This window comes from Croceicoccus sp. YJ47 (assembly GCF_016745095.1).
Classification (GTDB): Bacteria; Pseudomonadota; Alphaproteobacteria; order Sphingomonadales; family Sphingomonadaceae; genus Croceicoccus.
This window is the reverse complement of record NZ_CP067087.1, coordinates 3014803-3039369: the sequence shown is the minus strand read 5'-3', so window position 1 is coordinate 3039369 and position 24567 is coordinate 3014803. Positions and strand designations below refer to the sequence as shown.

25 protein-coding genes, 4 pseudogenes and 1 other annotated feature are annotated in these 24567 nt (G+C 62.7%); of the genes and pseudogenes, 14 read left to right on the top strand and 15 right to left on the bottom strand.

Annotation, left to right across the window (positions count from 1 at the left end):
- Positions 1–348: 348 nt before the first annotated feature.
- Positions 349–543 carry a hypothetical protein gene (locus JD971_RS14880; protein WP_202084596.1) on the top strand — a complete coding sequence of 65 codons (195 nt, stop codon included), beginning with the start codon at positions 349–351 and terminating at the stop codon, positions 541–543.
- Between the two features lie 102 nt (positions 544–645).
- Here the strand turns inward: JD971_RS14880 and JD971_RS14875 are convergent, their stop codons facing one another.
- Entirely contained in the window at positions 646–882 is a 237-nt protein-coding gene (locus JD971_RS14875; RefSeq protein WP_202084595.1) for a hypothetical protein, read from the bottom strand.
- 323 nt (positions 883–1205) lie between these two features.
- Between JD971_RS14875 and JD971_RS16685 the strand changes: the two genes are divergently transcribed.
- Positions 1206–1436: a DUF6437 family protein gene (locus tag JD971_RS16685; RefSeq protein ID WP_236672126.1), complete on the top strand. Its 231-nt coding sequence runs from the start codon at positions 1206–1208 to the stop codon at positions 1434–1436.
- Positions 1437–1551: 115 nt separating this feature from the next.
- Here the strand turns inward: JD971_RS16685 and JD971_RS14865 are convergent, their stop codons facing one another.
- The 7 genes and pseudogenes from JD971_RS14865 to JD971_RS14840 all read right to left on the bottom strand — a co-directional run.
- A complete protein-coding gene (locus tag JD971_RS14865) occupies positions 1552–1941 on the bottom strand; it encodes a single-stranded DNA-binding protein (RefSeq protein ID WP_007688363.1) in 390 nt (129 codons plus the stop codon).
- A 359-nt stretch (positions 1942–2300) separates the two neighbouring features.
- Positions 2301–2726 carry a hypothetical protein gene (locus tag JD971_RS14860; RefSeq protein ID WP_054587173.1) on the bottom strand — a complete coding sequence of 142 codons (426 nt, stop codon included), beginning with the start codon at positions 2724–2726 and terminating at the stop codon, positions 2301–2303.
- A gap of 10 nt (positions 2727–2736) precedes the next feature.
- Positions 2737–2811: a hypothetical protein gene (locus tag JD971_RS17235; protein WP_371809757.1), complete on the bottom strand. Its 75-nt coding sequence runs from the start codon at positions 2809–2811 to the stop codon at positions 2737–2739.
- Positions 2804–3199, bottom strand: a complete 396-nt coding sequence (locus tag JD971_RS14855) for a DUF6878 family protein (RefSeq protein ID WP_236672125.1) — start codon at positions 3197–3199, stop codon at positions 2804–2806. The genes JD971_RS17235 and JD971_RS14855 overlap by 8 nt, the downstream gene beginning before the upstream one ends.
- Before the next feature lie 121 nt (positions 3200–3320).
- Positions 3321–4274 carry a DUF2493 domain-containing protein gene (locus JD971_RS14850; protein WP_202084592.1) on the bottom strand — a complete coding sequence of 318 codons (954 nt, stop codon included), beginning with the start codon at positions 4272–4274 and terminating at the stop codon, positions 3321–3323.
- Between the two features lie 300 nt (positions 4275–4574).
- Positions 4575–4997, bottom strand: coding sequence for a hypothetical protein (locus tag JD971_RS14845; protein ID WP_202084590.1), 423 nt, complete (start codon positions 4995–4997; stop codon positions 4575–4577).
- A gap of 11 nt (positions 4998–5008) precedes the next feature.
- Positions 5009–5338: pseudogene (locus JD971_RS14840) on the bottom strand (zincin-like metallopeptidase domain-containing protein); the annotation flags it as partial.
- Between the two features lie 137 nt (positions 5339–5475).
- Here JD971_RS14840 and JD971_RS14835 point away from each other — a divergent pair.
- The 5 genes from JD971_RS14835 to JD971_RS14815 are packed head-to-tail and all read left to right on the top strand — an operon-like array spanning position 5476 to position 10667.
- Complete coding sequence (locus JD971_RS14835; RefSeq protein ID WP_202084586.1) at positions 5476–6609, top strand: tyrosine-type recombinase/integrase; 1134 nt, start codon at positions 5476–5478, stop codon at positions 6607–6609.
- Entirely contained in the window at positions 6609–6749 is a 141-nt protein-coding gene (locus JD971_RS14830; RefSeq protein WP_202084584.1) for a hypothetical protein, read from the top strand. The genes JD971_RS14835 and JD971_RS14830 overlap by 1 nt, the downstream gene beginning before the upstream one ends.
- A 3-nt stretch (positions 6750–6752) precedes the next feature.
- Entirely contained in the window at positions 6753–8381 is a 1629-nt protein-coding gene (locus tag JD971_RS14825; protein ID WP_202084582.1) for a site-specific integrase, read from the top strand.
- Positions 8378–10213, top strand: coding sequence for a hypothetical protein (locus tag JD971_RS14820; RefSeq protein ID WP_202084580.1), 1836 nt, complete (start codon positions 8378–8380; stop codon positions 10211–10213). The genes JD971_RS14825 and JD971_RS14820 overlap by 4 nt, the downstream gene beginning before the upstream one ends.
- A complete protein-coding gene (locus JD971_RS14815; RefSeq protein ID WP_202084578.1) occupies positions 10194–10667 on the top strand; it encodes a hypothetical protein in 474 nt (157 codons plus the stop codon). Before JD971_RS14820 ends, JD971_RS14815 begins: the two co-directional genes overlap by 20 nt.
- On the opposite strand, the pseudogene JD971_RS16680 reads toward JD971_RS14815, so the two are convergent.
- Positions 10647–10808: pseudogene (locus tag JD971_RS16680) on the bottom strand (sodium-independent anion transporter); the annotation flags it as partial. The gene JD971_RS14815 and the pseudogene JD971_RS16680 overlap by 21 nt on opposite strands.
- Positions 10809–10870: 62 nt before the next feature.
- Here JD971_RS16680 and JD971_RS14810 point away from each other — a divergent pair.
- On the top strand, positions 10871–12307 hold the full coding sequence (locus JD971_RS14810) for an IS1182 family transposase (protein WP_202084576.1): 1437 nt from the start codon (positions 10871–10873) through the stop codon (positions 12305–12307).
- A gap of 51 nt (positions 12308–12358) precedes the next feature.
- Here the strand turns inward: JD971_RS14810 and JD971_RS14805 are convergent.
- From JD971_RS14805 to JD971_RS14790, 4 genes and pseudogenes are all read right to left on the bottom strand, one after another.
- Positions 12359–13714: pseudogene (locus JD971_RS14805) on the bottom strand (SulP family inorganic anion transporter); the annotation flags it as partial.
- A 72-nt stretch (positions 13715–13786) separates the two neighbouring features.
- Positions 13787–13842, bottom strand: a sequence feature (sul1 is cis-regulatory element that is thought to sense ions involved in sulfur or methionine metabolism; They are found in Alphaproteobacteria).
- A gap of 72 nt (positions 13843–13914) precedes the next feature.
- Positions 13915–14802 (bottom strand): ArdC family protein, encoded by an 888-nt coding sequence (locus JD971_RS14800; protein WP_202084572.1) that lies wholly within the window; start codon positions 14800–14802, stop codon positions 13915–13917.
- Between the two features lie 110 nt (positions 14803–14912).
- A pseudogene (locus tag JD971_RS14795) lies at positions 14913–15533 on the bottom strand (ArdC family protein); the annotation flags it as partial.
- Positions 15534–15700: 167 nt separating this feature from the next.
- Positions 15701–17689 (bottom strand): ParB/RepB/Spo0J family partition protein, encoded by a 1989-nt coding sequence (locus JD971_RS14790; RefSeq protein ID WP_202084571.1) that lies wholly within the window; start codon positions 17687–17689, stop codon positions 15701–15703.
- 362 nt (positions 17690–18051) lie between these two features.
- Here JD971_RS14790 and JD971_RS14785 point away from each other — a divergent pair, with 362 nt between their 5' ends.
- The 6 genes from JD971_RS14785 to JD971_RS14760 all read left to right on the top strand — a co-directional run bounded on the left by JD971_RS14785 (position 18052) and on the right by JD971_RS14760 (position 23346).
- Positions 18052–19068, top strand: coding sequence for a nucleotidyltransferase (locus JD971_RS14785; protein ID WP_202084570.1), 1017 nt, complete (start codon positions 18052–18054; stop codon positions 19066–19068).
- Positions 19065–19250, top strand: a complete 186-nt coding sequence (locus tag JD971_RS14780; RefSeq protein WP_202084569.1) for a hypothetical protein — start codon at positions 19065–19067, stop codon at positions 19248–19250. The genes JD971_RS14785 and JD971_RS14780 overlap by 4 nt, the downstream gene beginning before the upstream one ends.
- Before the next feature lie 160 nt (positions 19251–19410).
- Entirely contained in the window at positions 19411–20754 is a 1344-nt protein-coding gene (locus tag JD971_RS14775) for a ThiF family adenylyltransferase (protein ID WP_202084568.1), read from the top strand.
- A complete protein-coding gene (locus JD971_RS14770; RefSeq protein WP_202084567.1) occupies positions 20732–21196 on the top strand; it encodes a Mov34/MPN/PAD-1 family protein in 465 nt (154 codons plus the stop codon). The genes JD971_RS14775 and JD971_RS14770 overlap by 23 nt, the downstream gene beginning before the upstream one ends.
- Positions 21186–22610 carry an SAVED domain-containing protein gene (locus JD971_RS14765; RefSeq protein ID WP_202084566.1) on the top strand — a complete coding sequence of 475 codons (1425 nt, stop codon included), beginning with the start codon at positions 21186–21188 and terminating at the stop codon, positions 22608–22610. Before JD971_RS14770 ends, JD971_RS14765 begins: the two co-directional genes overlap by 11 nt.
- Positions 22611–22731: 121 nt before the next feature.
- Positions 22732–23346, top strand: coding sequence for a hypothetical protein (locus JD971_RS14760; protein WP_236672123.1), 615 nt, complete (start codon positions 22732–22734; stop codon positions 23344–23346).
- Between the two features lie 65 nt (positions 23347–23411).
- Here JD971_RS14760 and JD971_RS14755 read toward each other — a convergent pair whose 3' ends face one another.
- Positions 23412–24146, bottom strand: coding sequence for an RES family NAD+ phosphorylase (locus JD971_RS14755; protein ID WP_202084564.1), 735 nt, complete (start codon positions 24144–24146; stop codon positions 23412–23414).
- Positions 24143–24556 (bottom strand): MbcA/ParS/Xre antitoxin family protein, encoded by a 414-nt coding sequence (locus tag JD971_RS14750; protein ID WP_202084562.1) that lies wholly within the window; start codon positions 24554–24556, stop codon positions 24143–24145. Before JD971_RS14750 ends, JD971_RS14755 begins: the two co-directional genes overlap by 4 nt.
- Positions 24557–24567 lie beyond the last annotated feature (11 nt).

The window sequence follows — 24567 nt, the reverse complement described above, 5'->3', positions numbered from 1 at the left end:
GGACTGCGGAATTCCGCCATTCTTGGCCTCGCCTTGGTCAAATCCACGTAACCGCCCTCGCCCCGTCATTTTTGACGGAGAAGCTGCCATTTCACAAAACTCGATCTATTTCTTTGTAATTGCGTATTTTTTCTGGTAAGCATTCCTGCGACCCGTCGCGTAGGGTGTGCTCCTAAGTCCCCAGCTGCGAGGACAGGAACCAGCTATTGAGCCTGCAACGGATGATGCGGTTTTCAAGCCCCCATTCTATGGGGCGCTGGCAGGTTGCCGATCTGCGGATCGCGATAGGCACAGGCGGAATCGACACCTATGATGCCGGCAATGATGAGGGCGGAAAGGAAGCGCCGCATGGGCCAGGTCACATTGAGCGCGACGCCGAAGGGCAACGGTTTTCAGGCAACGGTCACTTACCCGAGCGGGGTGTCGATCAGTTCTTCCGAGGCTTTCCCGACGCAGGCAGAGGCAATCGAGGCCGCGGCATTGAAGGTCCTGGATATGCCGGAGCGGCTTACCGATCTCGACCGTCCTGATATCGCCGAGTGACGCTGGCGCCGCGCCTTCCCGTACCGGTTGGGATATGCCGCAACGGTCTGCGAGCAAAAAGAAAGGAGGAAGCCCTGATGGACTTCCTCCCAAACCGGCGGGTCAGAATTCATCGCTGAGACGGCCCGGCACGGTGTCTATGACCCGGTCCAGCATGGCCTTGGGCAAGGCGCCGTAGTCGCCTCCATCGACCGCGATATACCCTGCGTCGTCATCGGTCAGGACGTACTGCGTGAAGTAGCTGTGAAAGGACCGCGCATGGGCCTGATCCAGGGCTGCAATGAAGGCTGCTTGATCGCCTGAAGGACGGGCAGCGGCAATGTTCAGTGAAGCGTACATGATCTTTCCTCCTGATGTTCGATGCGTCGCATCAGGAGCTGCGAAGGATGTGGGTGACGGGCTGGGTCAGGGACCGCGATAGCGGCCGCGAAGCGGCGATGGGGGCAACGATTTTTGCCGGGCTTGCCCGGTAAAAATGGTGGGGCCCCGTCGTCCTTGACGCAGCCCCAAAGCCCGCATCAAACTTGGTCTTTCTGCGAGAGAGACCTCTCCAACGCCTGCGCAGAAGCGCGACACCTGCCCCACAAACCATTTTCCTACATGCGCCCGCAATGCCAAGATCGAGAGCGGAGGGGACCAACGGCCAGCAAGAAGGAAGCACTATGGCCAGGTCCAAACCCACTGCCCGCGATGCGCTGAGGAAGCTGCGTGAACAGCGTGCCCAACTCGAAAACGAGGAGGCGCGTCTTCGCGAAGAAGCAGCGACCGAACTCGGAAAGCTGCTGATCGAGTGCGGCGCGGAGACGATCGAACCGGCACAGTTGCGCCAGATCGTTCGCGCATCGATGGCGCTCGGGATCGAGGAAACGCTGAAGCGGATTGCTCCCGCGTAAAGCCCATCCAGCGGCGGCAAGGGGTTCGATGCCCCGCGCCGCCGCATCGCACGCGTACAAAAGAAAAGGCCCCGATGGCGTCTGCCACCGGGGCCTTGTCGTGAGGCAAGGACATTCAGTCCTCATCGATATCGGGAGCACCTTCGTTGCTGCCGGAGCGGCCCTTGGTGAGGAAGTCGACCTTGTCGGCGATGATCTCGCAGCCGTAGCGCTTGGTGCCGCTCTGATCTTCCCACTGGGTGTAGTGGATGCGCCCTTCGACCGTCACGAGCTGGCCCTTGGTGCAGTACTTGGCGACGTTCTGGCCGAGGCCGTTGAAGCAGGTGATCCGGTGGAATTCGCTGTCCTTGGCGGTGTAGCCGTTTTCGTCCTTGTAGGTCTTGCCATCCTTGCGGGCGGGACGGTCGGTCACGACCGAGATCGATGTGATGCTGGTTCCGCCCTGGGTGGTGCGGGTCTCGGGGTCGCGAGCGATGCGGCCAACGAGGATAACGAGATTGGTCATGGGCTTTCTCCTGATCGAGCATTCCGGGTCCATCCCGGCTGCAAAACCCGAGCAGAAGCGCCCCATGGCGAAGCGCACCGAAGGGAAACCCGGAACTGGTTCGGGTGGTGCGGGCAGCCGGGCACGCAGCATCGCGCCGAAAAGTGGGAACCGGTTTTCGGCACCAGCGATGCGCAAAATCGTGCCCGGCAACTCGGTCGGACCTGATCCGGGTTGCGCGTCTCGACGGGGGGTGATTCAGGGACAGGTTTGCATCGAAGCCGGGTGGAGCTGGATGCCGTGAACAGGTTTGCCCTGCCTCGTTTCCATCCGGTCTTGGCTGGATCATCCACCCCGCCCCTTCACCGGAGAACCCCCTCTTAGATCACGGTACCGACCGCTTCAGCAGGTGGCACGCTCCTGGGCGCAACTGCTTCTCCGCGGCCAGGCATATCGATCGTCACCCCTTCAGCGCCGTCCAGAGGGTTGCCTCGAAGCATCCAGGCCTGCGGCGTGATCAAGCGCGCCCAGTCCGCAAAGGAGGGGATCGAGCCCAGGTCTTCGCGGACGTGCTGTTCGCCGACCAGACGCACCGGAACGACCCGGCCATCGGCATTGACGAGGGTCTCGCCGAAGAGTGTTTCGAGCATGAATATCCCCTCGGCATGGTGCCGCAGCGCGCGGTGCCGTGGGTCTGCCAGGATTGCCTTGGACTGGTCGAACCACTGGTGCAGCGGGAGATAGTCATCGACCGTGCCGCCCCATTTCCGGACCGAAGAGAGGGCGTGGTAGTAGCAGTGGGCCATGCCGGGTCTCCTAGAGCTCGGTCGAGTGATCATCGGTCGCGGTGAAACGCAGGCTGCAGTCGAGCACGAAGGTCGCTTCAGCCACATCGATCACCAATTCGCCGCAGGCACCGTCGTTGATCTTCCCAGCCAGGATGGTGACGTTCGAGCGCCAGGTAGGTCAGCTGTTCGAGTGCCTGCCCGAGTGATTGCGGCTCTCTGGAACCGGTACGATCAACGCTGTCTGCTTCGCCTTCCAAGAGGGTCACATCCGGGCACGGGATCCCCGCGCCGGCTGCATCGAGGCATGCACATTCTTCAACGGCACCGCTGTCGCCGCAGCCGTCAAAGCGGATCTCGACACGGGCGATGCCGGCATCCTGCAAGCGCGGAAGAATGGCGACCTTGAGCTGCTGAATCTCTTCAGCAACCTGCATCTGCCGCTCGGCCTGGCGAACGGCAAAATCGGCCATCACAGCCTCGATATCGATCATGAACTGCCTCCTGTAGAAAGGAGCCAACGACCTCCGCTGGCTCAAACTGACAGGCGCGCGCCTTCCCTCTGAAGGACGACGCCAGCGCCGACCCGGCGCTGGCGCGAGGACTGGCATGACCTCAGTCAGTGGCTGCCGAAGTGCTCTTCGGATTGGTCCCAAGGGGCCCGCGCCGATCGACAACGGTGATCCGCCGAGCCTTGGCTTCGATCACCAGACGTTCGAGGACCCCATTGCCCGGAAAGGCGACGACGTAGCGCGGATCGAGGGAAAGCATCCGCTCGTTGCGCTTGAAGCCGGCACGGGCGCCCAGCCGCATGTCGAGCGAGAACGTGACCTGCGGGATACCGCGACGTTCAGCCCAGCTCGATGCCAGGCGGTCGACGCCCTTGGTATCGCCGCCATGGATGAGCACCATGTCGGGCACGCGGTCGCGGACCTTGTCGAGCGTTGCCCAGACGTTGTTGCCGAAGGTCAGTGCATCGTCTTCAGTGGCATGACGGCTACGTCCGCCAGCGAAGACGACCGGGGTTCCTTCGGGCACCGCTGCACGGCGTTTGGCCTCGGCACGGGCGCGCAGAAAGTCGCGCCCTTCGACGAGCGCCGAGGTCAGCATGACGCTGTGATTGAAGCGCGAACTGGAGACCGGCTTCCAGGAGGAACCGAACTCGTTGAGGTAAAGGGCTGCCGCGACCTCGCGCATCTCTTCGAGCGCCAGCATCGCGCTTTCGGCGCACTGCGCCCGCTCGACCTGGGTCTCAAGTTCATGGGTGTGGACCTCGGATCCATCGGCCGTAGCAATCAGCGCGCGGACCTCGTCGGTCGCCCGGTCAACGGCCGTCGATTTGCGTTCGGCGGAGCGGTGAAAGATGTTGACGAAGGCCCAGCCAAGATCCTCGGCGTCGGCTTCAAGAGCGGTCCCGGACACCATCGCAAAAAGATCGGACCAGACCGCTTCGAGGGTTTGGACAACCGCCTCCCGGACCGGGAAATCGCTTATCGATAGGGGAGCTGGGCCGATCGAGAAACCGGCAAGATCGAGTCCGGCGAGTTGGTCGGCAAATGACGTGTGCATGGGGTATTCTCCTGACTGACGTGACGCCGACGCACCCGTTCATGGCTGCGCCAGCGAGAGCCCGTCAGGGCCAGCTTCAGGCAGGATTGCGCACCCGTCAGGGGGAACCCGGCTTGGCGGGCTGGCGCGGGCAGGCCTTGAGCCTGAAGGGCGAAGGCCAACACGGGCCCGCCCAAGCCGGGTTGCGCAAGACTGGCGGCTGGCCAGGGCCTCTCTCGCATGGCGACAGACCATGAGCGGCCGGCAAAGCTCAGTCAGGGATGGCAACCCAAAGCTCTGAGCGTGACCAACTCGCGGAGTTCAAGCTGCGCGCTTGGTGTAGACGCCCTCGCCGTTCGACATGTGCCCGAGGCAATCGTAGTCACCGAACACGGCATCGAAGCGGGATGCGATCTGTGACAGCCAGCGCTGTGCCCGCGGTGAGCGGGCTGTGCGCCAATCGGCGTCCCAATAGGCCCCATCATCGCGTTCGACGATCCAGACGGCAACCAGCCCGCCATAGACCGACACGCCGAAATCCGCATAGGCATTGCGCATGAGGATCCGGTCTTCCCGGCCGCGCCAGCCGTCATGCGGGATCAGCGACGGGAAGGCTTGGGCCGCTCGCTCCCGCAGGTCTTCGCGCAGCCACTCGTATTCGAATTCCCAGTCGTCTTCAGCTTCGACCTCGAGAACCGTGAATGCGACGATTGCGCCGCTGGGAAAGCTGACCGATCGGCCCATGACATCCTCCCTCAGGCCGCGAGCGCAGCGTCGTCTGACGCGTCGTCAATCTGGTCAGGGGTGACCCTTCCGCCAAGCTTCAGCAGCAGGGTCGACGCCTCCTCAGCCTTAGCAGCAGCGGTCAGGATGGCGCGATCGTCATCCTTCAGAAGCTTGAGCCAATGTTCGATGTAGCTCGCGTGGCTGTCGAGATGTGTGACGGGCAGGCCCAGCTCAGCGCCGAGCATGGCGCTAGATAGTTCCGCTACCAGTTCTTCGGCGGCATAGGCCGCCGTGCCGAAGCGGTTCTTGAGATCACGCCCCAGGCGGCTGGCATGGCCGGTCCAGTGCGACAGCTCGTGGTAGGTCCCATCCATAACGTGTCCTTTCTGTCCTCTTCTGCCAATCAAGCAGGACACATGATCCGAGCCCCCTCTTCTCTGCCGGACAGGGAGGGCCCGAGGGCCCTTCCTGTCCGGTTGCAATCTTGGGAGTGGGTATGGCGCAGCTGTTGTTCTCGACGCCTGCATTCCGGCCCGACGGATCATCGGTGGAGAATGTCCCGATGCTGCTCGACGCCCGGATGCGGCTCGTCGAACCGGCCTGCGCATGGCTGATGCACGTTGCTTTGGTGCGCGGCAGGACCCGCAGCCCGCAGACCTGGCGAACCTACGCTGAAGCTCTCTACGACTGGTGGCAGACGCTAGAGGCCAATGGCTGGGCCTGGGACGAGGTCGGTCCTGGCGAACTGGCCGCCTATCGCGATCAGATGCTCCGGCCCCGTGGCGACAGCGGCAGACCGCTGGCACGCAGTACAATCAACGGGCGGCTCAGGACCATAGGGCGTTTCTACCGCTGGAGCGTGGCGACCGGACTGATGAAGCAGGTCCCGTTCGCAAGCCAGGAAATCGCGTTGTCGCGCAGTCGCCCGCAGGCGTTCCTGGCCCATGTCGATGCCACCGGCGGTCAAATCCGGGCCAACGAGCTTACCGTGCGGCATATGCCGATGTTGCCGCGCCCGCTCGCGCCGGAAGCGATCCGGCGCATCATGGCCGCAATGCCGGCACGCGACAGACTGATCGTTGAATGGGCAGTGACTACGGGAATCCGTCGGATGGAAGTGGCGGGCCTGACCGTGCGTCATCTGAAAGGGGCCGGCAGTGAACCGATGGTGCCGGTGCAGATCGACGAAACCAAGGGTGGGCGGTCGCGAATAATATATCCACCGGCCCCGCTGGTCGATCGTACCCGTGCCTATGTGCGGGAAGAGCGGGCGGTCCTCGTCCGTCGTGCGGCGACAAAACGGGCAGATCGCGATCCCGAGGCTCTGTTCCTGACTTGTCGGGGGCAGCCCATGAAACCGCGCAGGGTTGGCGCGATGTTCACGGCTGCCGCCGAGGCAGCGGGTGTGACGGCGACGTTCCATGCGCTGCGACATACCTTCGCCGCCGCCATGCTGCGGTTCCTGCAACGCGAAGCCCGGGCCAATCCCGAACTCAATCCCTTGCTCGCGTTGCAGGTGCTGCTCGGCCACGCCGATCTGGCAACCACCGCGGTATACCTGCGCGTTGTCGAAACCGACCTCTCGGCAATCGAGGCCTCGGTCGACGATCTCTATGCGGCGCTGCTGTAATGCCGCGTCGGCAAAAGGACTACCGGGTCGAGCCATCGCCGAAGCCGCTGATCGGCAATCCGGGCGCATTGCTGGTCAATGTCGTAGATGCCGACGGCCAGCTCGAATGCGCGTTCGACTTCTCGATCTTCGATCAGTAGACGATGGCTGCCGAGTGGGCGCTCGCGTTCCGGCATCACTATGCTGCCAAACAACCGGCCAACAGAGGCTCAGCGTTCCGTACCCTGAAGTTCTGGTTTGCGTTCCTTGCCGAATACGATTCCGCCATCTTAGCCACGCACGACGTCGATAGCGGCAGTCTCAATGCGTTTATCGTTTGGCTCGGCACGAGGCCCTGGAGCAAGGGGTCACGGTATACTGTCTGGTCGATCATCAAGCAGCACATGGCCTGGCTCAAGCGCAACCGGCCCGACCTGGTTCACCCCGAACTCGAAATCCCGTTCAATCCGTTCCCCCGCAAGAATGCGGAAGCGCGCCAGCGTGAGGCACTGAGCCGCGATGAAATGGAACGCGTGCTCACGGCGGCCCATCGGGACATCGAAACAGCCTGGGCACTGTTCGAGGAAGGCCGCGCTGCGCTGGCTCAGGTCGATCGCAAGGCCATTGTCTCCGAACCCGACCTCGCCAAGCTCGATCTCGACGATATCGGGGTCATGCTCGCGGTGATCGACGGTCGGTTCGGCGGCGTGCCACCCAAAGTCGGCGACATGTTGAGAAAGGGCGCGGGTCTCTGGCATCTCCACTTCGCCATGATCCGCCACGGTGGCATGGGCGAAATCGCGGGGCGGCTGTTTGCGCTGCCGGATACGATCGTTGCCTATATGATCGCCATCGGCGCGCAAACCTTTGCAAATGCCGAGGCCCTCAGGCTGATGCGGCGCGACTGCCTGAGCGAGCATCTGCTGCTTGAAGGCCGGGTTCTCGTCAGTTGGCGCAAGGGGCGCGCCGGACGCGAACAGCGCCGCAGCTTCCTGCGCGACAAAGGCTCCTCGGTGCCCGTGCTGATCGATCAGGTTCTGGCTATGACCGAAAGGCTGGTGCCGCATACGCCACGCCGCGACCAGAATTATCTCTTCCTCACCGGGAGAATACACGGGTCTCGCAGAGTCGGTGTGATCCCCGGCTATCTGGCCACGAAACTTACCCGGCGGTTTGTGATGCGCCATGGCCTGGTGGGCGACGATGGCAAGCCGCTCAAACTGACGCTGGCGGCGCTGCGCGCATCGGGGCTCACACTAGCGCACGAGCGGCTCGGGCATGACATCCTGAAGACGCAGGTGCTGGCCAACCATGCTACTCCAGACACGACACAGCGCTATGTGGACCGGCCCCGCGTCCGAAAGGCGCAAGCGCTGGCAATCGGCAGGTTGCAAGCCCGGTTTGTGGAAATGGTCCGGGGCGATGTCGAATCCCCGCCCGGGACGGAGGTGCTTCCCGATCTGCGCCACGCGACCGCAGCCGGATTTATCTGTAGCGATCCCCTTGCCGGCGTTGCCGAAGGACAGCGCAAGGGCGAGCTGTGTACGGCCTGGCTCGGATGCTTCACCTGCCCCAATGCCGTGATCCCGCTCAACGAGGACGTGCTGGTTCGCCTGCTGGCGACGCGGGCAGCGCTCACCGACGCGCGTGCCGCCATGGCTCCCGAACGCTGGCGGCTGCTTTATGCACCCAAGCTGGAAATCCTCGAGCGCGATATCCTGCCCCGGTTCTGCGAGGCGATGCTCGAAGCAGTTTCGAGGATGTCACTGCCGCAGCTGCCGCCAGTCGAATGAACCAGCACCCCCACCCACTCACGCAGTCGTCGCAATCCTGGGAGGATGCGCGGCTTTCCCCGTGGAGCCGGTTCGGCGACGATGAATGGCGGCTCGATATCCGCACTGCGGGTCGCCGCGCGGATCAGAAGCGGTTCAGTTGGGCGTTGGCCATGCCGGAGCACACGCGCATCGGGAACAGTGATCATGTTCAGCTTGTCCGCGCCGCCAAGCACTTCCTCTGGTCGATGCACTATCATCCTCCATCAGGGCGCAAACGCTCGTCTCCGGCGTCGATCCATCACAAAGCAATGTTGCTGCGCGCGCTGCTGGAATGGATGGCATGCGAGGGACACTCGCGCTTTGCCGGGATCGATCCAGCTTCGGTCGAACAACTCTGCAAATGGTTGCGCTGTCGTCCTGCTCGCGCCGGCGGGGGCAAAGGCAATATCTCAACTGCCACAATCACCAACTATCTGCTCGTGATCAAAGACCTCTATCGTCAGCGAGAGAAGCTGAACGATGCGCCACTGGTCGATCCGCTGCCGCTGGAAACGACTTATGAAGCCGCCGGCCACACCAGGGCGACCCAGGGCGTCATACCGTTCATCCCCGAAGACGTGGCCGTTGCAATCCTGAGCGAAGCCCTGCGGTGGGTCGAGGAGCATGGCGATACGATCGTCGCAGCCGAAGCGATCCGCCGCGAAGCGCGAGCGCAGGGTCTGCGGCGCTGCAAGCGCCAGGCATCTGATCATGTTAGAGCGGCGCTGAGGCTCGCATCGCTGGCCGGACCATCGGGCGAGCGGCTCGATGGCGCCTATGCAGTTCGGCACGCCGCCGTCCACCTCGTCGAGGCCTGTTATATCTTGATCGCGGGCTTCGTCGGGATGCGGCCCAGCGAAATCCTGTCAATGAAAACAGGGGCAATCGAGCATCACCCGATCGGCGGAACCGGCGTTAATCAGGCATATGTCGTGTCCCGGCTGTTCAAGACTGTCGACGATCTCGATGGCCGTAGGGAGCGCTGGGTTGCCCCGGCACCGGTCGTGCGCGCGGTGGAGCTGCTCGAGCAGCTGAGCGCGCCGCTGCGCGAAGCCTCGGGCCGCGACGATCTGTTCCTGGTGAAGAACACGCAGTATGGCCAAATCGTGCCGGTGACGCACATGCATATCGCCTGGCGCATCAATGACTTTGCGCGGCATGTCGGCATCCCCGATCATGATGGGAAACCCTGGAGGTTCAGCACGCACCAGTTCCGCAAGACCTTTGCCCGGTTTATTGCCAGGCGCGACCGTACCCAGCTTCTGGGCCTGGCCGAGCACTTCAAGCATGCTTCCGTTGCCATGACCGCGCGGGGCTACGTCGGCAACGACTTCGACCTGCATGGCCTCATCGACCACGAAGCCCGCGCCGAAACCGCAGCCGCCCTCGACCGCCTGCTCGCCGCCAAACGGCTCGGCGGCAAGATGGGCGAACGTATCGTCGCCGGAAACGCCCGGTTCCGCGGCCGCGCGGGCGAACAGTTACGCCGAGACTATGTTGCGTTCATCCTCAAGGAGACGGATCTTCGCATCCATGCCTGCGACTATGGCTGGTGCGTGTTCCAGCAGGAGACCTCCCGCTGCGGCGGCGAACTGCAACCGAATGACGCCGGACGAGCGCCGGCGGTCTGCCTCTCATGCGCCAACATGGTGATCGAAGCGAAGCACGGAGCCTACTGGCGGGATCGCCGGAGACGCAATGCTGCGCTGTTGCCGGAGGCCAATCCCATGACGGCGGCCGTGCTCAATGAGGCGATCGGACAATGCGAGCGGGTGCTCGCGCAAATCGGAGATGACGATGGGCAAGATTGATGCAGATCCACGCGGGCAATCCGCAGCAAGGAGTTATCGGGCGGCGCTGGCGAGGCTGGTGCGCGGCGAAGGGCGCCACGCCGACCATGCCGGGCGAGTTGTACGGATCACGCCGGCGTCGGTTGCGCGCGAGGCCGGGCGCAGCCGCAACCCACTCTACGCGACCCACCGCGACATCCTCGATGAAATCGAAGCCGCCGCAGGCGGGCCGATACCCGCCCGCGACCTGGCGATACGGTTCGAGGAATTGGAGCACGAGTTGTCTCGGCTTAGGGCCGAGGCGCGGCGACATGGAGATGAAAGACGGGCACTGGCCAGCGAAAACCTGACGCTGCTCTATCGAGCCCGAGCAGCTGAAAGCCGACTGGCCGCTTTACTGGCGCGGACGGATGGGGGTCATGCCCAACCATCCGCGCAGAAGGGCACACTTGGTTCAGTGTGGAACAGCTCCTAGCTCGAAGCCGGTTTTGTCGTGCATTGCGAAACGGTCAACGAGATCGGCGCTGGCTTCATTGTATCCGATGACATCAACGCAGGAGCCAGAACGGCGTAGCCGCCCTATGATCTTGTCCATAGCGCCGACGCCGGAGATGTCCCGAGGCTGTGTAAAAACGCTAAAATATGCTATGGTTCTCTCGCGTTTCGGGAGGCTTTGGAATGGCTCGTTTCGTCCAAGGGGAAGACCGTCGGCAGGACTATTTGCTGCCAGCATCGCTCGATGATTACGTGTCGGAAGACAACCCGGTTCGGGCGATCGAGGCCTTCATTGATGCGCTCGATTTGAAGGCGCTGGAGTTCGCCGGAATGACGCCGGCTGAGACGGGCCGTCCCGCCTATCATCCTGCAACGATGCTCAAGATTTACCTCTACGGCTATCTGAACCGAGTCCAGTCGAGCCGGCGGCTCGAGCGTGAAGCCCAGCGGAATATTGAGTTGATGTGGCTGACGGGGCGATTGGCGCCCGACTTCAAGACGATCGCCAACTTCCGCCAGGCAAACAGCGCTGCGATCCAGTCTGTGTGCAGCCAGTTCATCGTTCTGTGCCGGCGATTGGGCCTGTTTACGCGCGCGGTTGTCGCGATCGACGGCAGCAAGATGAAGGCGGTTAACAACCGCGACAAGAATTACACCGCAGCGAAAGTCGCCTCGCGGATGAAGCAGGTGCAGGACAATATCGACCGGTATCTCGACGCGCTTGATCGTGCCGACCGCGAAGAAAGCGACATTGCCGAGCCGAAGGCAAAGCGACTGACGGAGAAGATCGCTCGGTTGCGTGCACAGATGCGGGACCTAGCAACGCGTGAAGAGGAAGTCCGGAATGCACCGGACCAGCAGGTGTCGCTGACCGATCCGGACGCGCGTGCCATGGCGAGCGCGGGCCGCGGCACAAGCATCGTCGGCTACAATCTCCAAGCGGCCGTCGATGCCGAGCACCACCTCATTGTCGCGCACGAGCTCTTGAACACTGGGTATGATCGCGGACAGCTCTCATCCATGGCGGCGAAAGCCAAGGATGCGATGGGCGTGAAGGCTCTGGATGCCATTGCCGACAAGGGTTACTTCAAGGGTGAGGATATCCGGACCTGCGAGGGCATGGGCGTCACCGCCTTCGTGCCCAGACCGCTTACCTCGGGGTCAAAGGCACAAGGCCGCTTCGGCAAACCGGACTTCGTCTACCTGGAGCAGGAAAACGTTTATCGATGCCCCGCCGGCGAAGATCTGATCTATCGTTACACCTCGGTCGAGGACGGGTTGACGATGCATAGCTACTGGAGCTCGAACTGCCAGAGTTGCGCGCTCCATGACCAATGCACGACCGGCAAGGAACGGCGGGTCAGACGATGGGAGCATGAGGCAGTCGTAGAGGCAATGGAGCGTCGCCTCGATCTTAGGCCAGATGCGATGCGAATCCGCCGACAGACGGTCGAGCATCCGTTCGGCACGCTGAAATCCTGGATGGGCTCGACCCACTTCCAAATGAAGACGCTAAAACACGTCAGAACGGAAGCCAGTCTCCACATCCTGGCCTATAACTTCAAAAGGCTGGTCGCCATCCTCGGTGTCCCGGCGATGATCGCCGCAATCCAGACCTGAGGGTGGACGGAAACCTTCCGCGCCAATCCAAAATCAGCGCCGTTCGTCTGCCAACGCGTTTTTACACGACCTGTCCCAGAAGTGCGCGCGTGTTACGTCGATTGTAACCGACCGCCCCTGCTCGTCCTCGAACGAGCGGACAAAGCGGTCTACCGAAGCAAAGAAAATCTCGCCGCGAACCTGATAGACCACAGTCGCGCCGTCATCGGCCATGATCCGCCTAACCGCGAACATGCTCCGGACTTTGCCCGTAAAAAAGATGCCCGAGAGCAAAACACCTGCCAGCACACCCTGCGCAAGATCGTGGGTCAGCACGACGACAGCAACGGTTACCAGCATGACCACCGACGACGTCGGCGGATGACGTCTCAGGTTGGGGATCGAGTTCCAACTGAATGTGCCAATCGACACCATGATCATGACGGCGACAAGCGCGGGCATCGGGATCTGCCCGACAACGGGTCCAAGCGCCACCAGTAGGAACAGCAGGAATGCGCCTGCGACGAAGGTCGACAAGCGCTTGCGCCCGCCCGAGGTCACGTTGATCACCGACTGGCCGATCATTGCGCAACCGCCCATGCCGCCGACCAGCGCGGCAGCGATGTTGGCGCTGCCCTGACCAACGCACTCACGCTGCTTGTTGCTGTCAGTGTGGGTCATGTCGTCGACGATCTGTGCGGTAAGCATCGACTCGAGCAGGCCGACCGCAGCCATAGTGAACGAATAGGGTGCAATGATCCGCAGGGTGTCGAGCGTAAGCGGAATGTTGGGCAGCGCAAAAGAAGGGAGGCCTTCAGGCAATTGTCCCATGTCGCCGACGGTGCGAACGGGGAGGTCAAGGCTGATGCTGGCAACGGCGAGAACAACGATCGCCACGAGCGGAGACGGAACCGCATTAGTAACGCGAGGGAAGAGGTAAATGATGGCAAGTCCTGCGCCAACCATTGCGTAAGTGTGCCAAGTGACGTCGGTCAGCTGAGGTAGCTGGGCCATGAATATCAGGATCGCCAGCGCGTTGACGAAGCCGGTAATGACCGAACGCGACACAAACTGCATCAGGAGGTCAAGCCGAAGCACTCCTGCAATGATCTGTATAATCCCCATCAGGATCGTGGCGGCGAACAGATACTCAACCCCGTGGTCGCGTACCAGCGGAATGACCACGACGGCCACCGCCGCGGTTGCTGCCGAGATCATGGCTGATCGCCCTCCCAGCAACGAGATGATGATGGCGATCGCGACGGAAGCGTAGAGCCCGACCCGGGGGTCAACCCCGGCAATGATGGAAAAGCCGATTGCCTCGGGGATGAGGGCAAGTGCGACGACGATACCGGCAAGGATGTCGTGTCGCGCTTCGACGGCATTGACGGACCATTCGGACCGGAAACGGGAAAGCATGGTTCTCATGTGACCTGGATCAAACGCAGCACACGGGCCCAGCGCCCGCTCATGGGGACTGGCGTTCGCTATCCATGTGCCGGTTGCCCGGCGGATCGGCGGCCGGGATAGCCACCCGGAATCTCACCGGGTCCTTGCGAATGCCCGTCGCTCTGCCCTGCAAGCGTGGAAATGGCAAGCGCTGCATGCGCAGACAATCGTCTGATCGGTCAGGCTGCCTGAGCTAAATCCGGTTGCTGTCCATGCATCCAGTCCACGCCTGCCTGCGCCTTGCTTGCGACAGTGAATATGGCGCGTGCATCGGCCTTGAGCACCTTAAGCCACGAGGCAATATACGCGGCATGGTCGGGTCTGGGATGATGGGCGATGCCAAGTTCGGCGAGCAGTTGGGCGGTCCCGAGCTCGGCCGTAACCTCCTCCATGGCGTATCGGTCAGAGCCGAACCGCCCGCTCAAGTCGCGGTCGCACCGATGGGGCGCTCCTGTCGCGTGGAGTCCTTCGTGGAAAAGCGTGCCATAGTAGGCGGCTTGATCCTTGAACTGGGAAAACGGTGGCATATGGATCCGGTCCTTCGACGGCAAATAATAGGCTTCGTTGCCGCCGTGGATGGTCGCGATGCCGAGGTTGGCGAAGAACTCCTCGGCACGGGCGACGCGTTCTTCCTCAGAGAGGACGGCAATCGCGGGCGCAACGTAGCCCTCCACCTGGGCCTCGTTGAACACGCTGTATCCGCGCGCGAACATGCGAACATGGCCGCCTGAATCGTCCTGATCGTCTGTCTGTTCGCCGCGCTGGCTAATCTTCCAGAAGACGATCGTAGTTGCGTGCTCACCTTTGCGGACTTGCGCACCCAGCGACTGCCACTGCCGGTAGCTTGCCCAGAGCCCCGAGGTATACCCGTTGGCCTGAGCGGCAATCCACAAAGACAGGATGTTGGCCCCTCTATAGGCCTTGCGTGACACGGCGTTGATCGGCCGCGTGATGGCCGAACCGTCATGGTGCCAGGGCATGCGCCACTCGCCCGCGCCAGCCTCGATGGCTGCGACGATCTCGTTGGTGACGCGCGTGTAGATATCGGTGCGTTCGGAGTTACGCATGATCAGGACTCCCGTCCTGACATCGCAAGGCAGGCCCTGCGATGGTGCCGCGCAACCAAAGTGAGGAGGCCATCGACTGTCCTCGAAATGAGGACACTTGCGATGTTACATACCTCATGGGCGAGCGTGGCATAATAGTGGTCGAAGCCGGAAAACAGGCTCGTCGGCGGCATCGTGACACGATCCGCAGTCGGTTCGTAATAAGCCTCGCAGCCCTGGTGGCGCAGATTGACAGGTATGGCGGCGAAGAAGGCGTCGAGCTCGGCCTCGCGTCCTTCAGGCTCGACGAGCTCAAGCGTTGCAGCCGGACGGAAGCGCTCGGGCAGACCGTCGACCTGATCGGCGTTGAAGACTGGATAGGCCTTCAGCACCCTGCGGGCTTCATCGGTCTTTTCGCCGGTATCGGGGGCTTCGACCTCCTTGGTGTAGCTCTTGTAGAAGATCGCGATGGTCGACTTCTCGCCCTTGCGGACCTGGGCTCCGAGCGATTTTGCCTGGTTGTAGGTCATCCAGAACGGCGATGCGTAGCCGCACATATCGGCGACCATCCAGAGCCAGAACACGTTCATGCCGCGGTACGGGATCCCACAGGCCCGTAAGGGCCGGGAGACCGGGACACCGCGCCACGGCTTGATCCACGGCTTCGTGCCCGCTTCCAGACGGGCGATGATTTCCTGGGTGATACGTGTGGCGGGCGACAGGCCGCCGCCCTGCCCCTTGCGATAGGCCATGATAGTTCTCCTGATTGAGGCATCCGGACAGCTGGCGACAGGTTCGCCGGTCAGTGCCACAGGTTCCCGCGCCCCCTCCGCTCTCTTTCCAAAAAGGAAGCGGCCCTCCGGCATAAGCCGAAGGACCGCTTCACGAGGTGCGAGTGGCTGTGCCTGTCAGGAGGAGGTCAGGCGGCCAGCTCGCGGGGGGACTCATCTTCGTCGTCACCGCCCTGCTCCGCTCCAGCGGGGTCGATCTCTGCTTCGCCAGCATCCGCCGCAGGGCAAGCGAAGCGCATGACCTCGGGCACCCAGGCTAGGGCCTTTTCGCGAACCTCGACCTCGGTGATGTAGGTGCCCGCAAAGACGCGCTCGGCGCTCATCGCGAGGTCACCCTTCTTGACCGAGGCGAAGCGCGAGGAGAGCTCGAGACCGCCGACATCTGTCAGCGCATTGAGGATCACCTGCTTCGACACGCGGTCGAAGTAGTTGGCCGCGGTCGGCCGCCACCACTGCGCCATGTCGATGCCGATCAGGCTGCCAAGGTGATCCTGGAACGGCAGCTGACGCTCGCCCGTCATGTTGAGGCTTGCCTCGAGCGACCGGGCTACGACATAGCCCAGCCAGGCAGCGCGGCAGTCATCAGGCAGCGCGCGAAACAGGTCAAAGCGGGCAGTCGCATCGGTGCCCGCACGCCAGCTTTCGTCGAGGCCGGATCTGAACTCAGCAAGCGCGCTGCTCGCCGACGCATCCTTGGCTTCGAAGCCGATGATCGGGCCTGCTGGAACAGGCGCGCGCAGCGTGGTCGAAGGGCGTGCCCGCCAGTCGTGGGTATCGGCATCGGCGAGGGTGAAGACCATGATGTCGAGCGCCAGCCCGGGATCAGATGCAACGTGAAGTGCGAGAACATCGCGGCGCTGCATCGCGAGTTCGTCGATCAGACGTTTCGACAAGGTGGTCCGGCGCCTGTCCGAACCTTCTTCGCCTGCAACGACTTCGATCCCGTCGTCGGCTTCGGCGGGTTCAGCCTGACGCTCGCCGTAGAACACCGGCTGGAGAACCGGCGTGCCATCGCGGGAGAGCACCAGCACCATTCCCGCCTCGGCCTTGAGCTCCGGCGCGATAACCGGCGGTCGGGCACGGATTTCCTGGCATTCGCGTTCGATGGCCTCGATAGCCGTTTCGGCTGCAGCCACGGCATCCTCGGCACTGTCCTCGTCTTCAAGGATCGCCGCGTGCTCGTCATAGGAGGCATCGAGTTCGTCGAGCCTCGCCAATTCTGCGTCGGTCAATGGCGCCGGTTCGGTCGGAAGCCGGACTAGCCCTTCGACCAGATCGTGGCTGGCATAGGGATCGAGCGTCGGCTTGACCCAGGCAAGACCCTGCTCGGCGGCGAGGGCTTTGGCCTGCTCTTCCATCTTTGCCGCGGCAAGGGCTTCGAGCAGCGCAACATCGACCCAGGATTCGCTGTCGTCGTCATCGAACAGTTCGCGCTCGATCCGGCCGCCGGCAGCGACGTAGGCATCGCGGCCGATAAGCCGTGCTCGCGGATCGCTGCCTCGGACAGTCCCGGAGAGGACCATGCGCCTAACGCTGTCGGGATTGGGCGCGTAGTAGGCCGAGGAGACCTGCTCAAAAACGCAAGCCTGGATTTCCTGGTCGGAAGTCGCACCAAAGGCCTTGGCAATGTCGAGGGTGATTTCCCCGGACGCCAGTGCCTCGAACACGACGGGCGCAAGCGTCGCGAGGCGCAGACGGCCCTCGACGAAGCGGACCGTCAGGCCGAAACGGCGCGCAACGTCTTCGACGGTCGCGCCGCATGCGACAAGCGCGGCAAAAGCTTGGGCTTCATCGGCTGGGTTCATGGCGAGGCGGTGGAAATTCTCGGCGAGGCTGGTCTCGACGGCGGCTTCGGCGCTGTCGTCGACGACCAAGCACATGACTTCATGATCGCGGGCGAAGATCTTTTCGTCTGCGAGCGCAAGCATCGCGCGGCGACGACGCTCCCCAGCTTCGACCTCGAATTTGCCCTTGGCAGCGGGGCGGACGATCAGGTTCTGCAGCAATCCATGCGCTGCAATGCTGGCTTTGAGTTCGGCATCTGCCGCCGGATCGCTGTGACGACGGACATTGCGGGGAGACTGGACGAGTTTGTTCAGCGGGATCGACTTGATCATGGGACACACTCCTGACTGAGAGCCTTGTGCATCGACCTTCGACGCCCAACTGGCTCGATCAGGGCAAAGCCCACTCCACTCTTAATACGTTCGCAGCAAACCTGCCGATGGCAGCGGGCAATGACGAATGATCATGATTGCGGACTGTGGAGCATTTTATGTTTTTCGCGCCAATCGTTCAGCTGACCTAATTTCGACGATGCGCGACTGCTCCGTCGGGCGATGCCGCAAATCAGAATCTTGAGCCGCAACTTCTACCCCATTGTGCACCACAGCTTTCCACCAAGTTTGAACCGTGCATCTTGCGCGACCGAAGGAGCACTCCCATATTGAAACGAATAGGGAACACCTTGGGGGGATCCATGCCCGTTCCGAATACACGATTCATCGAACTGCTGCAGGATATAGAGCCGAGCACGACAACCAAAACGCGGGCGTCCGGCGGACATACCGGCATCCGCGACCATCTGCGCACGCAGGCGAAGTTCAAGGACCGATATGTGACCAGCTTCCTTTCAGGAAGCTATGCCCGCGACTCTGCCATCCGCCCGCGCTCGACGTCGAATGGTCAGGAGCGGCCCGATGTCGACATCATCATCGTGACGAACTTTTCGACCGACGACCATCCCGACACGGTGCTGAAGGAGGTCTGTAAGGCCCTCGAAGACGGCGGCGACGGCTATGAGGTCGAGCGAATCAATAAACGCTCTGTGCGGGTCGAGACCTGGCAGGCGGAGATGGACATCGTTCCGGTCGCATCGACATGGAACGGCTACATGATCCCCGACCGCGACACGGGCACTTGGAAGTTTACCAATCCCCCGGTCCACACCAGCTGGAGTTCGGCGCAGAACACGCGGTTCGGTGGCCGGTTCAAGCCGCTCGTGAAGCTGTTCAAATGGTGGCGTCGAATCAACCCGCTAACCGGTCGGCGCCCCAAGGGTTTCGTCCTCGAAGTGCTTGTCGGGCTGCACGCGCCCACCGGCGAGACGCATTACGGCGAGGCATTCGCTCAACTGCTTGAGAATATCTACGACGCCTATGGCTATCATGCCTCGATCGGCCAAAAGCCATTCATCGCCGACCCCGCGGATGGCTCGAACGACATCTTGGGAAAGGTGTCGGTCGCCCAGTGGACTGAATTCATCGAGAAGGTTCGCGTCTATGCTGGCATCGCCCGCCGGGCGCAGGACGCCGACGATATCGAGGAAGCAACACGGCAATGGCGCCGGGTGTTCGGCGATCGCTTCAAGGCCACTGCGACGCCGGCCAAGGCCTCGACCTATGGCGGGTTCGCCGCAGCGGTACCGGTGGCCGCCGGATACACCTTCCCCAATGCGATGGCTGCGCCTCCTACCAAGCCGCGCGGCTTCGCTTGAGGTTCTGGTGGCTCACCGACTCTGCCCGGCTCGCTGCCGAGCGCGCGGTGGTCGAAGCGCTGGCGCGCGACGAGGACTGGCTGGAGTTCACCCGATGGAAGTTCGACGACGCGCGGTTCGCTGCCGAAGCCATCATCTCGGCCCACGGCACGGCGCTATCCGGTCCGGCTGATCTATCCTGACCAGTTTCCGCAGGTCCCACCCTGGGTCGAGCCGCAGGATGAGGCGCGCTGGTCCACTCATCAATATGGCAAGGGCGTGCTCTGCCTTGAGCTGCGACCGGACAATTGGACGGCAGAAGCGACCGGGGCCGATGTGCTACGTAGCGCACACAATTTGCTCGTGACCGAGGACCCGCTGGGCGAAGGCGGCGAACGCGCGCCTTCGGATCATCGGATTGGACAGGTCCAGGCCTATGACTGGGGCCTCAATCCCGTCCTGATCGGCCAACGGTGCGCCGGGCGGATCGAAGCGCGAATCGCCTTGGACTTGGTGGGACTGCGCTGGATGGCGGCTGACGAAGTCTGGCCGATTCTCGTCCATGACGCCGAGGACCGGCTCTTGCTTCGTAGGCCGCCAAGCGCAGACATCCACAACTGGCGCTTTGATATTCCGGTATTTGTCTCTACCCGGTCTGCGCCTGCAGGCGTGCCAGATCGGGCCGCGTTGGTGGCAGCTGCCGACCTGCAGTCGGACATGGCCAACTTGGCCCTCGAAACGAACGCTGCCATCATTCTCTTCACGGGCGAGGCGGACATTGCCGGGTTCCACCTGATGGCGGATGGCGCCACACACCGTCGCCGGGTTCTTGTGCTTCCGGACGAGAGCGGTGCGCGGTCCGCGAGATCGACAGCGGCTGAGTGCAAGCGCGTCGCGATCGTTGGCGCGGGTTCCATCGGTTCCAAGCTCGCCGAATCTCTGGTCCGATCCGGCATCGGCCTCCTGACGCTAATCGACGGCGACGTACTCCTCCCCGACAATCTCGAGCGGCACGCGCTCGAGTGGCGCGACGTAGGGTTCCGCAAAGTCAATGGCCTCAAGCGCCGCCTTCTTGCCATCGCGCCCGGCGCCGACATCCGCGTGGTCGACAACAATCTCAACTGGCAGCGTTCGGCCAAATCACACGCTTGGCAGGTCGAGGCCGTTGCCGACTGCAGTGTCATCGTCGACGCCACCGGCGATCCGGCAACTGCGCTCTTCCTCGGTGCTCTTGCCGACGCGAACGAGCGCCCGTTCGTGTCGGTCGAGGTCTTCGAGGGCGGGCTTGGCGCGCTTGTGGCGACGGCGCTGCCCGATCGAGATCCGCCGTTCGTCGATGGGCGGGCGACCTTTCTTGCCTGGTGTGATGAGCAAGGCGTGGCCCCGCCAGAGCCCGGTCCCCGGCGCTACGAGATGCTCGCCGGCGACGGTGCGCCGATCGTTGCGGACGATGCCGCAGTCACCATGACCGCCGGGCATGCGGCGCGCGTCATCCTAGACATAGTCGACGGAGCGCCCGCTCCGTCGGACTCCGCTTGGCTCCTTCTCGGTTACAGCAGGCACTGGCTGTTCGACGGCCATGGTCACACGATCCGGCTGAGCGTCGGCGAACGGTGTCCGGGCACCAGCGGAGAGGATGCCGAGGCCCGGGCCTTCGCACTCGATTTATTCAAGGAATGGCTCGATGCGGCTAAGGCTGCCGGTTGATCAGACCGCCAGGCTCGTCGCGGCGCTGGAGAAGGCCGGCAAGCGCGAGATCGGCGGACAGCTGTTCGGTGAGCAGCTTGCGCCGTCCGACTTCGACGTGACCGAGCTCACCATCCAGGCGCGTCGCGGGAGCTTCGCGCGCTTTATGGTCGATCTGCTGCAGGCCGCACGCGATGCGATGCACTTTTTCGATCGCACCAAGCATCACTACACACGCTACAATTACATTGGCGAATGGCACAGCCATCCGAGCTTCGCGGTGTATCCAAGCGGCACAGACCTCGCGACGATGCGGGCGCTGGTGGGTGATGCCCGCTTCGCCGGCAGCTTCGCGGTGCTAATGATCGTTCGGCTTGACGGCGGCACACTTTCGGCGGCCAGCTGGGTGTTTGATCCGCAGGGCAATGAGTTCGAGGCCAAACTGGAGATGGATGTTGTCTGATAAACCTCCCGCGCCGGCCCTGACCGATGCCCGCGGCATGGGGGGCGTGATTGCCCAAGGCGGTTTCGACTATCAGCTTTGGGACGGCCTCGCGCGGTTACCCGCATGGCTCGCCAACCCGGCCTTCGAGGAAATAATCTTCGAAGGACTTGAAGATCTGGAAGCCCGCTTCTTCGCACCCCAGTCTCCCCGCCATCGTCTGCTCGAACGCTATCAGGCTAAGGTCGGCGCGCTTTCGCCAGGCGAGGTCCGCGACGTACTCAAGACCTTCCACGGCTTCGAAGAGCGGTTTCCCAACGCGACGCGCATCCACGCGTTGGTCACGCCGCGGTTGCCGCCAACACTCGCTTGGCTCGCTCGGGACCCGCTTCGCGTACGCCGGGCACGGCCCTTCTATGCGCCTTTCGCGGACATCATGGCGGCGAGCGATGCGGCACTACGCGATAGTCTTGTCGAAACTTATGGCCTGGAACTCGGTGAATTCGTAGCGTCCGCGGTCGAAGTGAGTGAGCGCAGCCTGCCCGACGCCGCCACTGCGCTCGCCACCTTCGGCGCCGCGCTCGACCAGGCCTTCCCGGCACTGGAAGCACCGTCCCGCAAAGTTGCCGATGCGTTCGAGGTGCTATCCTCCCTCGCACGCCGTTCACTTGGCACCCCGCTAGGCCGTTCAGACCTAAGAAGAGCGATGGAGCAGACGTTGGGCAAGCCGCTTCCACTCGGGCAAACTTGTGCGCTCCACATCCGATCCGATCGCAACGAAGCCGATGAGACCGCGCTGGAATTGGACGCGAGCCAGTTCTCGGGCGGCGATGCCGGCTTCCCGCCCCCGGACATCTGGGCCGAGCAGCTGCTTGGTCCGCTTGACCGCACGGCGCGATGGCTGCGCGCACATACTATGTCGAGAGTCGCGTTGAGTGGTTCCTACCGGCTCAGCACAGCGTTAGCGGTCGGCTGGTCGTTACGGTCCGCTCATGGTTTCGAGCTCGAAATCCAGACACGCGCTGGCAGCTGGTCGACTGACGATCGCCCTACGACTGGCGAGCCTGCTCCACCGTGGCGTATCCATCAGCCCTCTCGATTGGAAGGCGACGCTCTCATCGTCACGGTCGGGGTACTGCGCGACCCGTCTGCCGACCTTGAGGCCTCAGCGGGAATTGCGGCGGACTCGGTGCTAGGCCTTCATTTACCAGAGGCGATAGCCTCGGGGAGAGCGGCGCAGGCGAGTGCTTCGCTAGTCAAGCAGACGGTAGATGCGGCGGTCGCGCGGCTCGGTGCACGACAAATACGGCTCTATCTGGCCGGCCCCGCAGCCTTCGCCGTCGCGCTTGGCCACCGCTGGAACGCGATGCCGCCCACCCAGCTTCACGAATATCTGACGAGCGAAAGGCACTATGAGCCAACTGCGCTCTTGTGATCAGGAGTGGCGGATGAGATCTTGACCCATGCCATAAGCTCGCTTGCCTACTCGGTCCGCTGCGAACGCACGGGGGCGGAGGTTCGAATGAAAGACGGGAAGGTTTCACACGACCCAAAAAATGTGGCTAAGCAACCGCTACGGTCGCGGAGATTGCCATCCCCATGGCAAGGCCACTAGCGTCGATGGACTCACTGAGCGCCGAAAACTATCGTCCGCTCTGATGTTCCACCTCCATTGCACCAAGAAGCTACTCGATCGGATCAAACCGGAAGTCGCTGTGCCTGGGCAAAGCGACACGGCGCTGGGCAACTGGTACGCCACCGCCCTGTTCTGGAAGCCGCAATTAGCTTTGCTGGTTTCTGAGCGCACGCTTCTTCCCGTGCTTATGCCGCTGGCCCCAGCGGCCACGCTTGCTCGAAGATTCCCCGCACAATTGGCGCTGGTCCTGAAGGAGCACGGCGTCTCATCTGAATTCATTGCTCAGGAAGTCTGGTGGATGGACCAGGTCCGGTACGCGAAGACTGCGAACCGGAGCGTCGTCGGCATCCTCAATGAGTTCGTTAAGCAGGCCGAATTCTGGTTGGCCGCCTATGCATACGAAAAGGGCGATGATGACGACCTCTTGGCAATCTCCGCCAAGCTAGCGGAAACACCATGTAGCCCGCTGTACAAGGGGCCGGTTTCGCCAGACAGAGCGCTTCACGAACTCGTGAAGGCTGGGGCGCAGGCATGAACGCTCTAGCGGCCAGCTGCGCTCGAAGATCCTACGTTACTAGGCCGGAAGGCCAACTCATGCGGTCAGACAGGATCGGGCGGCAAATCGACGACGCGGAAAACAGACCCTGAACCGACATCACGGACCAGATCAACCCGCTCCCCATCCCAGTGATAGTCGAGATGACGCCCCTGCAAGGGATCTGATGCGCAGTCGGGGTAGAAGAGCGCGACGCATTCTCCTCCGTGATGCCTGATGCTCGGGTAGGCAATCCCGTCCGATCCCGCTCCCTTAAGGTGCATCGCGAGCGCTTGAGATGCGGCATAGCTGTCGGGATCAAGCGCCGGACCTGGCTCCGCCGCCGGAACTCGGAGATCATGCAAGTCTGCATCTACCGACATGACGATCTCCCGGAATTGCGAGGTCCAGCCAGGCGCTTCCTTTGTCCGTGCCATAAAGCGAGCATGGTGGTGGATCGTCTCGAACAGCGCGGTCTCGAACCGGTCCCCGACGTAGAGAACGCCGTAGCTGCCATCGGTAAAGCGGCTCGGCCGGTCAGTGCTGACATGAGTGAAGGGCGCCATGAGGTAGGAGGCTCCGCTTCCACCGACGCGGCGGTTGACCGGCACCAGGTCGAGATTGCCAATCGTCGCCATGATGCGAGGATTGGTCTTCTGCTCGGCCGAAATCAGCAGCGGCCAGTCGGCTGGATCGGCGATGTCCTCGAACAGATCAATCGGCGGAAAGGCACTCCGGATGATCCGAACAGCGCCCTTCCACTCAACTCTAGAAACGGGGATATCCGCCGTTCCGTTCACCAGCCACCACGCTCGGCGTCGAGGTAGCGACGCACCCGCATAATATCGGTGAGCTCGCCCCCGAGCATGACTTCGAGCGCACTGGATCCGCCAAAGGCATCGTTGGCCGACCTGATCCAGAAATAGCCACGAGTTGCCTCCGAGAAGATGATCCGAAGCGCCTTGTGGATGCCCATCAGGTTGGAGAGGCGCGCACGCCCATCGCGCGAAACCCGCCCGGGGCCTTCCGCCTTCCAGCGCCGATAGGATCGAACAGGCATGTCGAGCAAAGTTGCCGCCTGCTCGTCGGTCAACTCCCACTTGCCGAACAGATTGATGACTGCCCGGAGCATGGCAGCTGCCTCGTCCTGGGTAATCGGATCGGGCCGGAAGGCGGTAACAGCAGTATCAACGGGTTGCAGAGCCAGCATGGCAGTTCTCC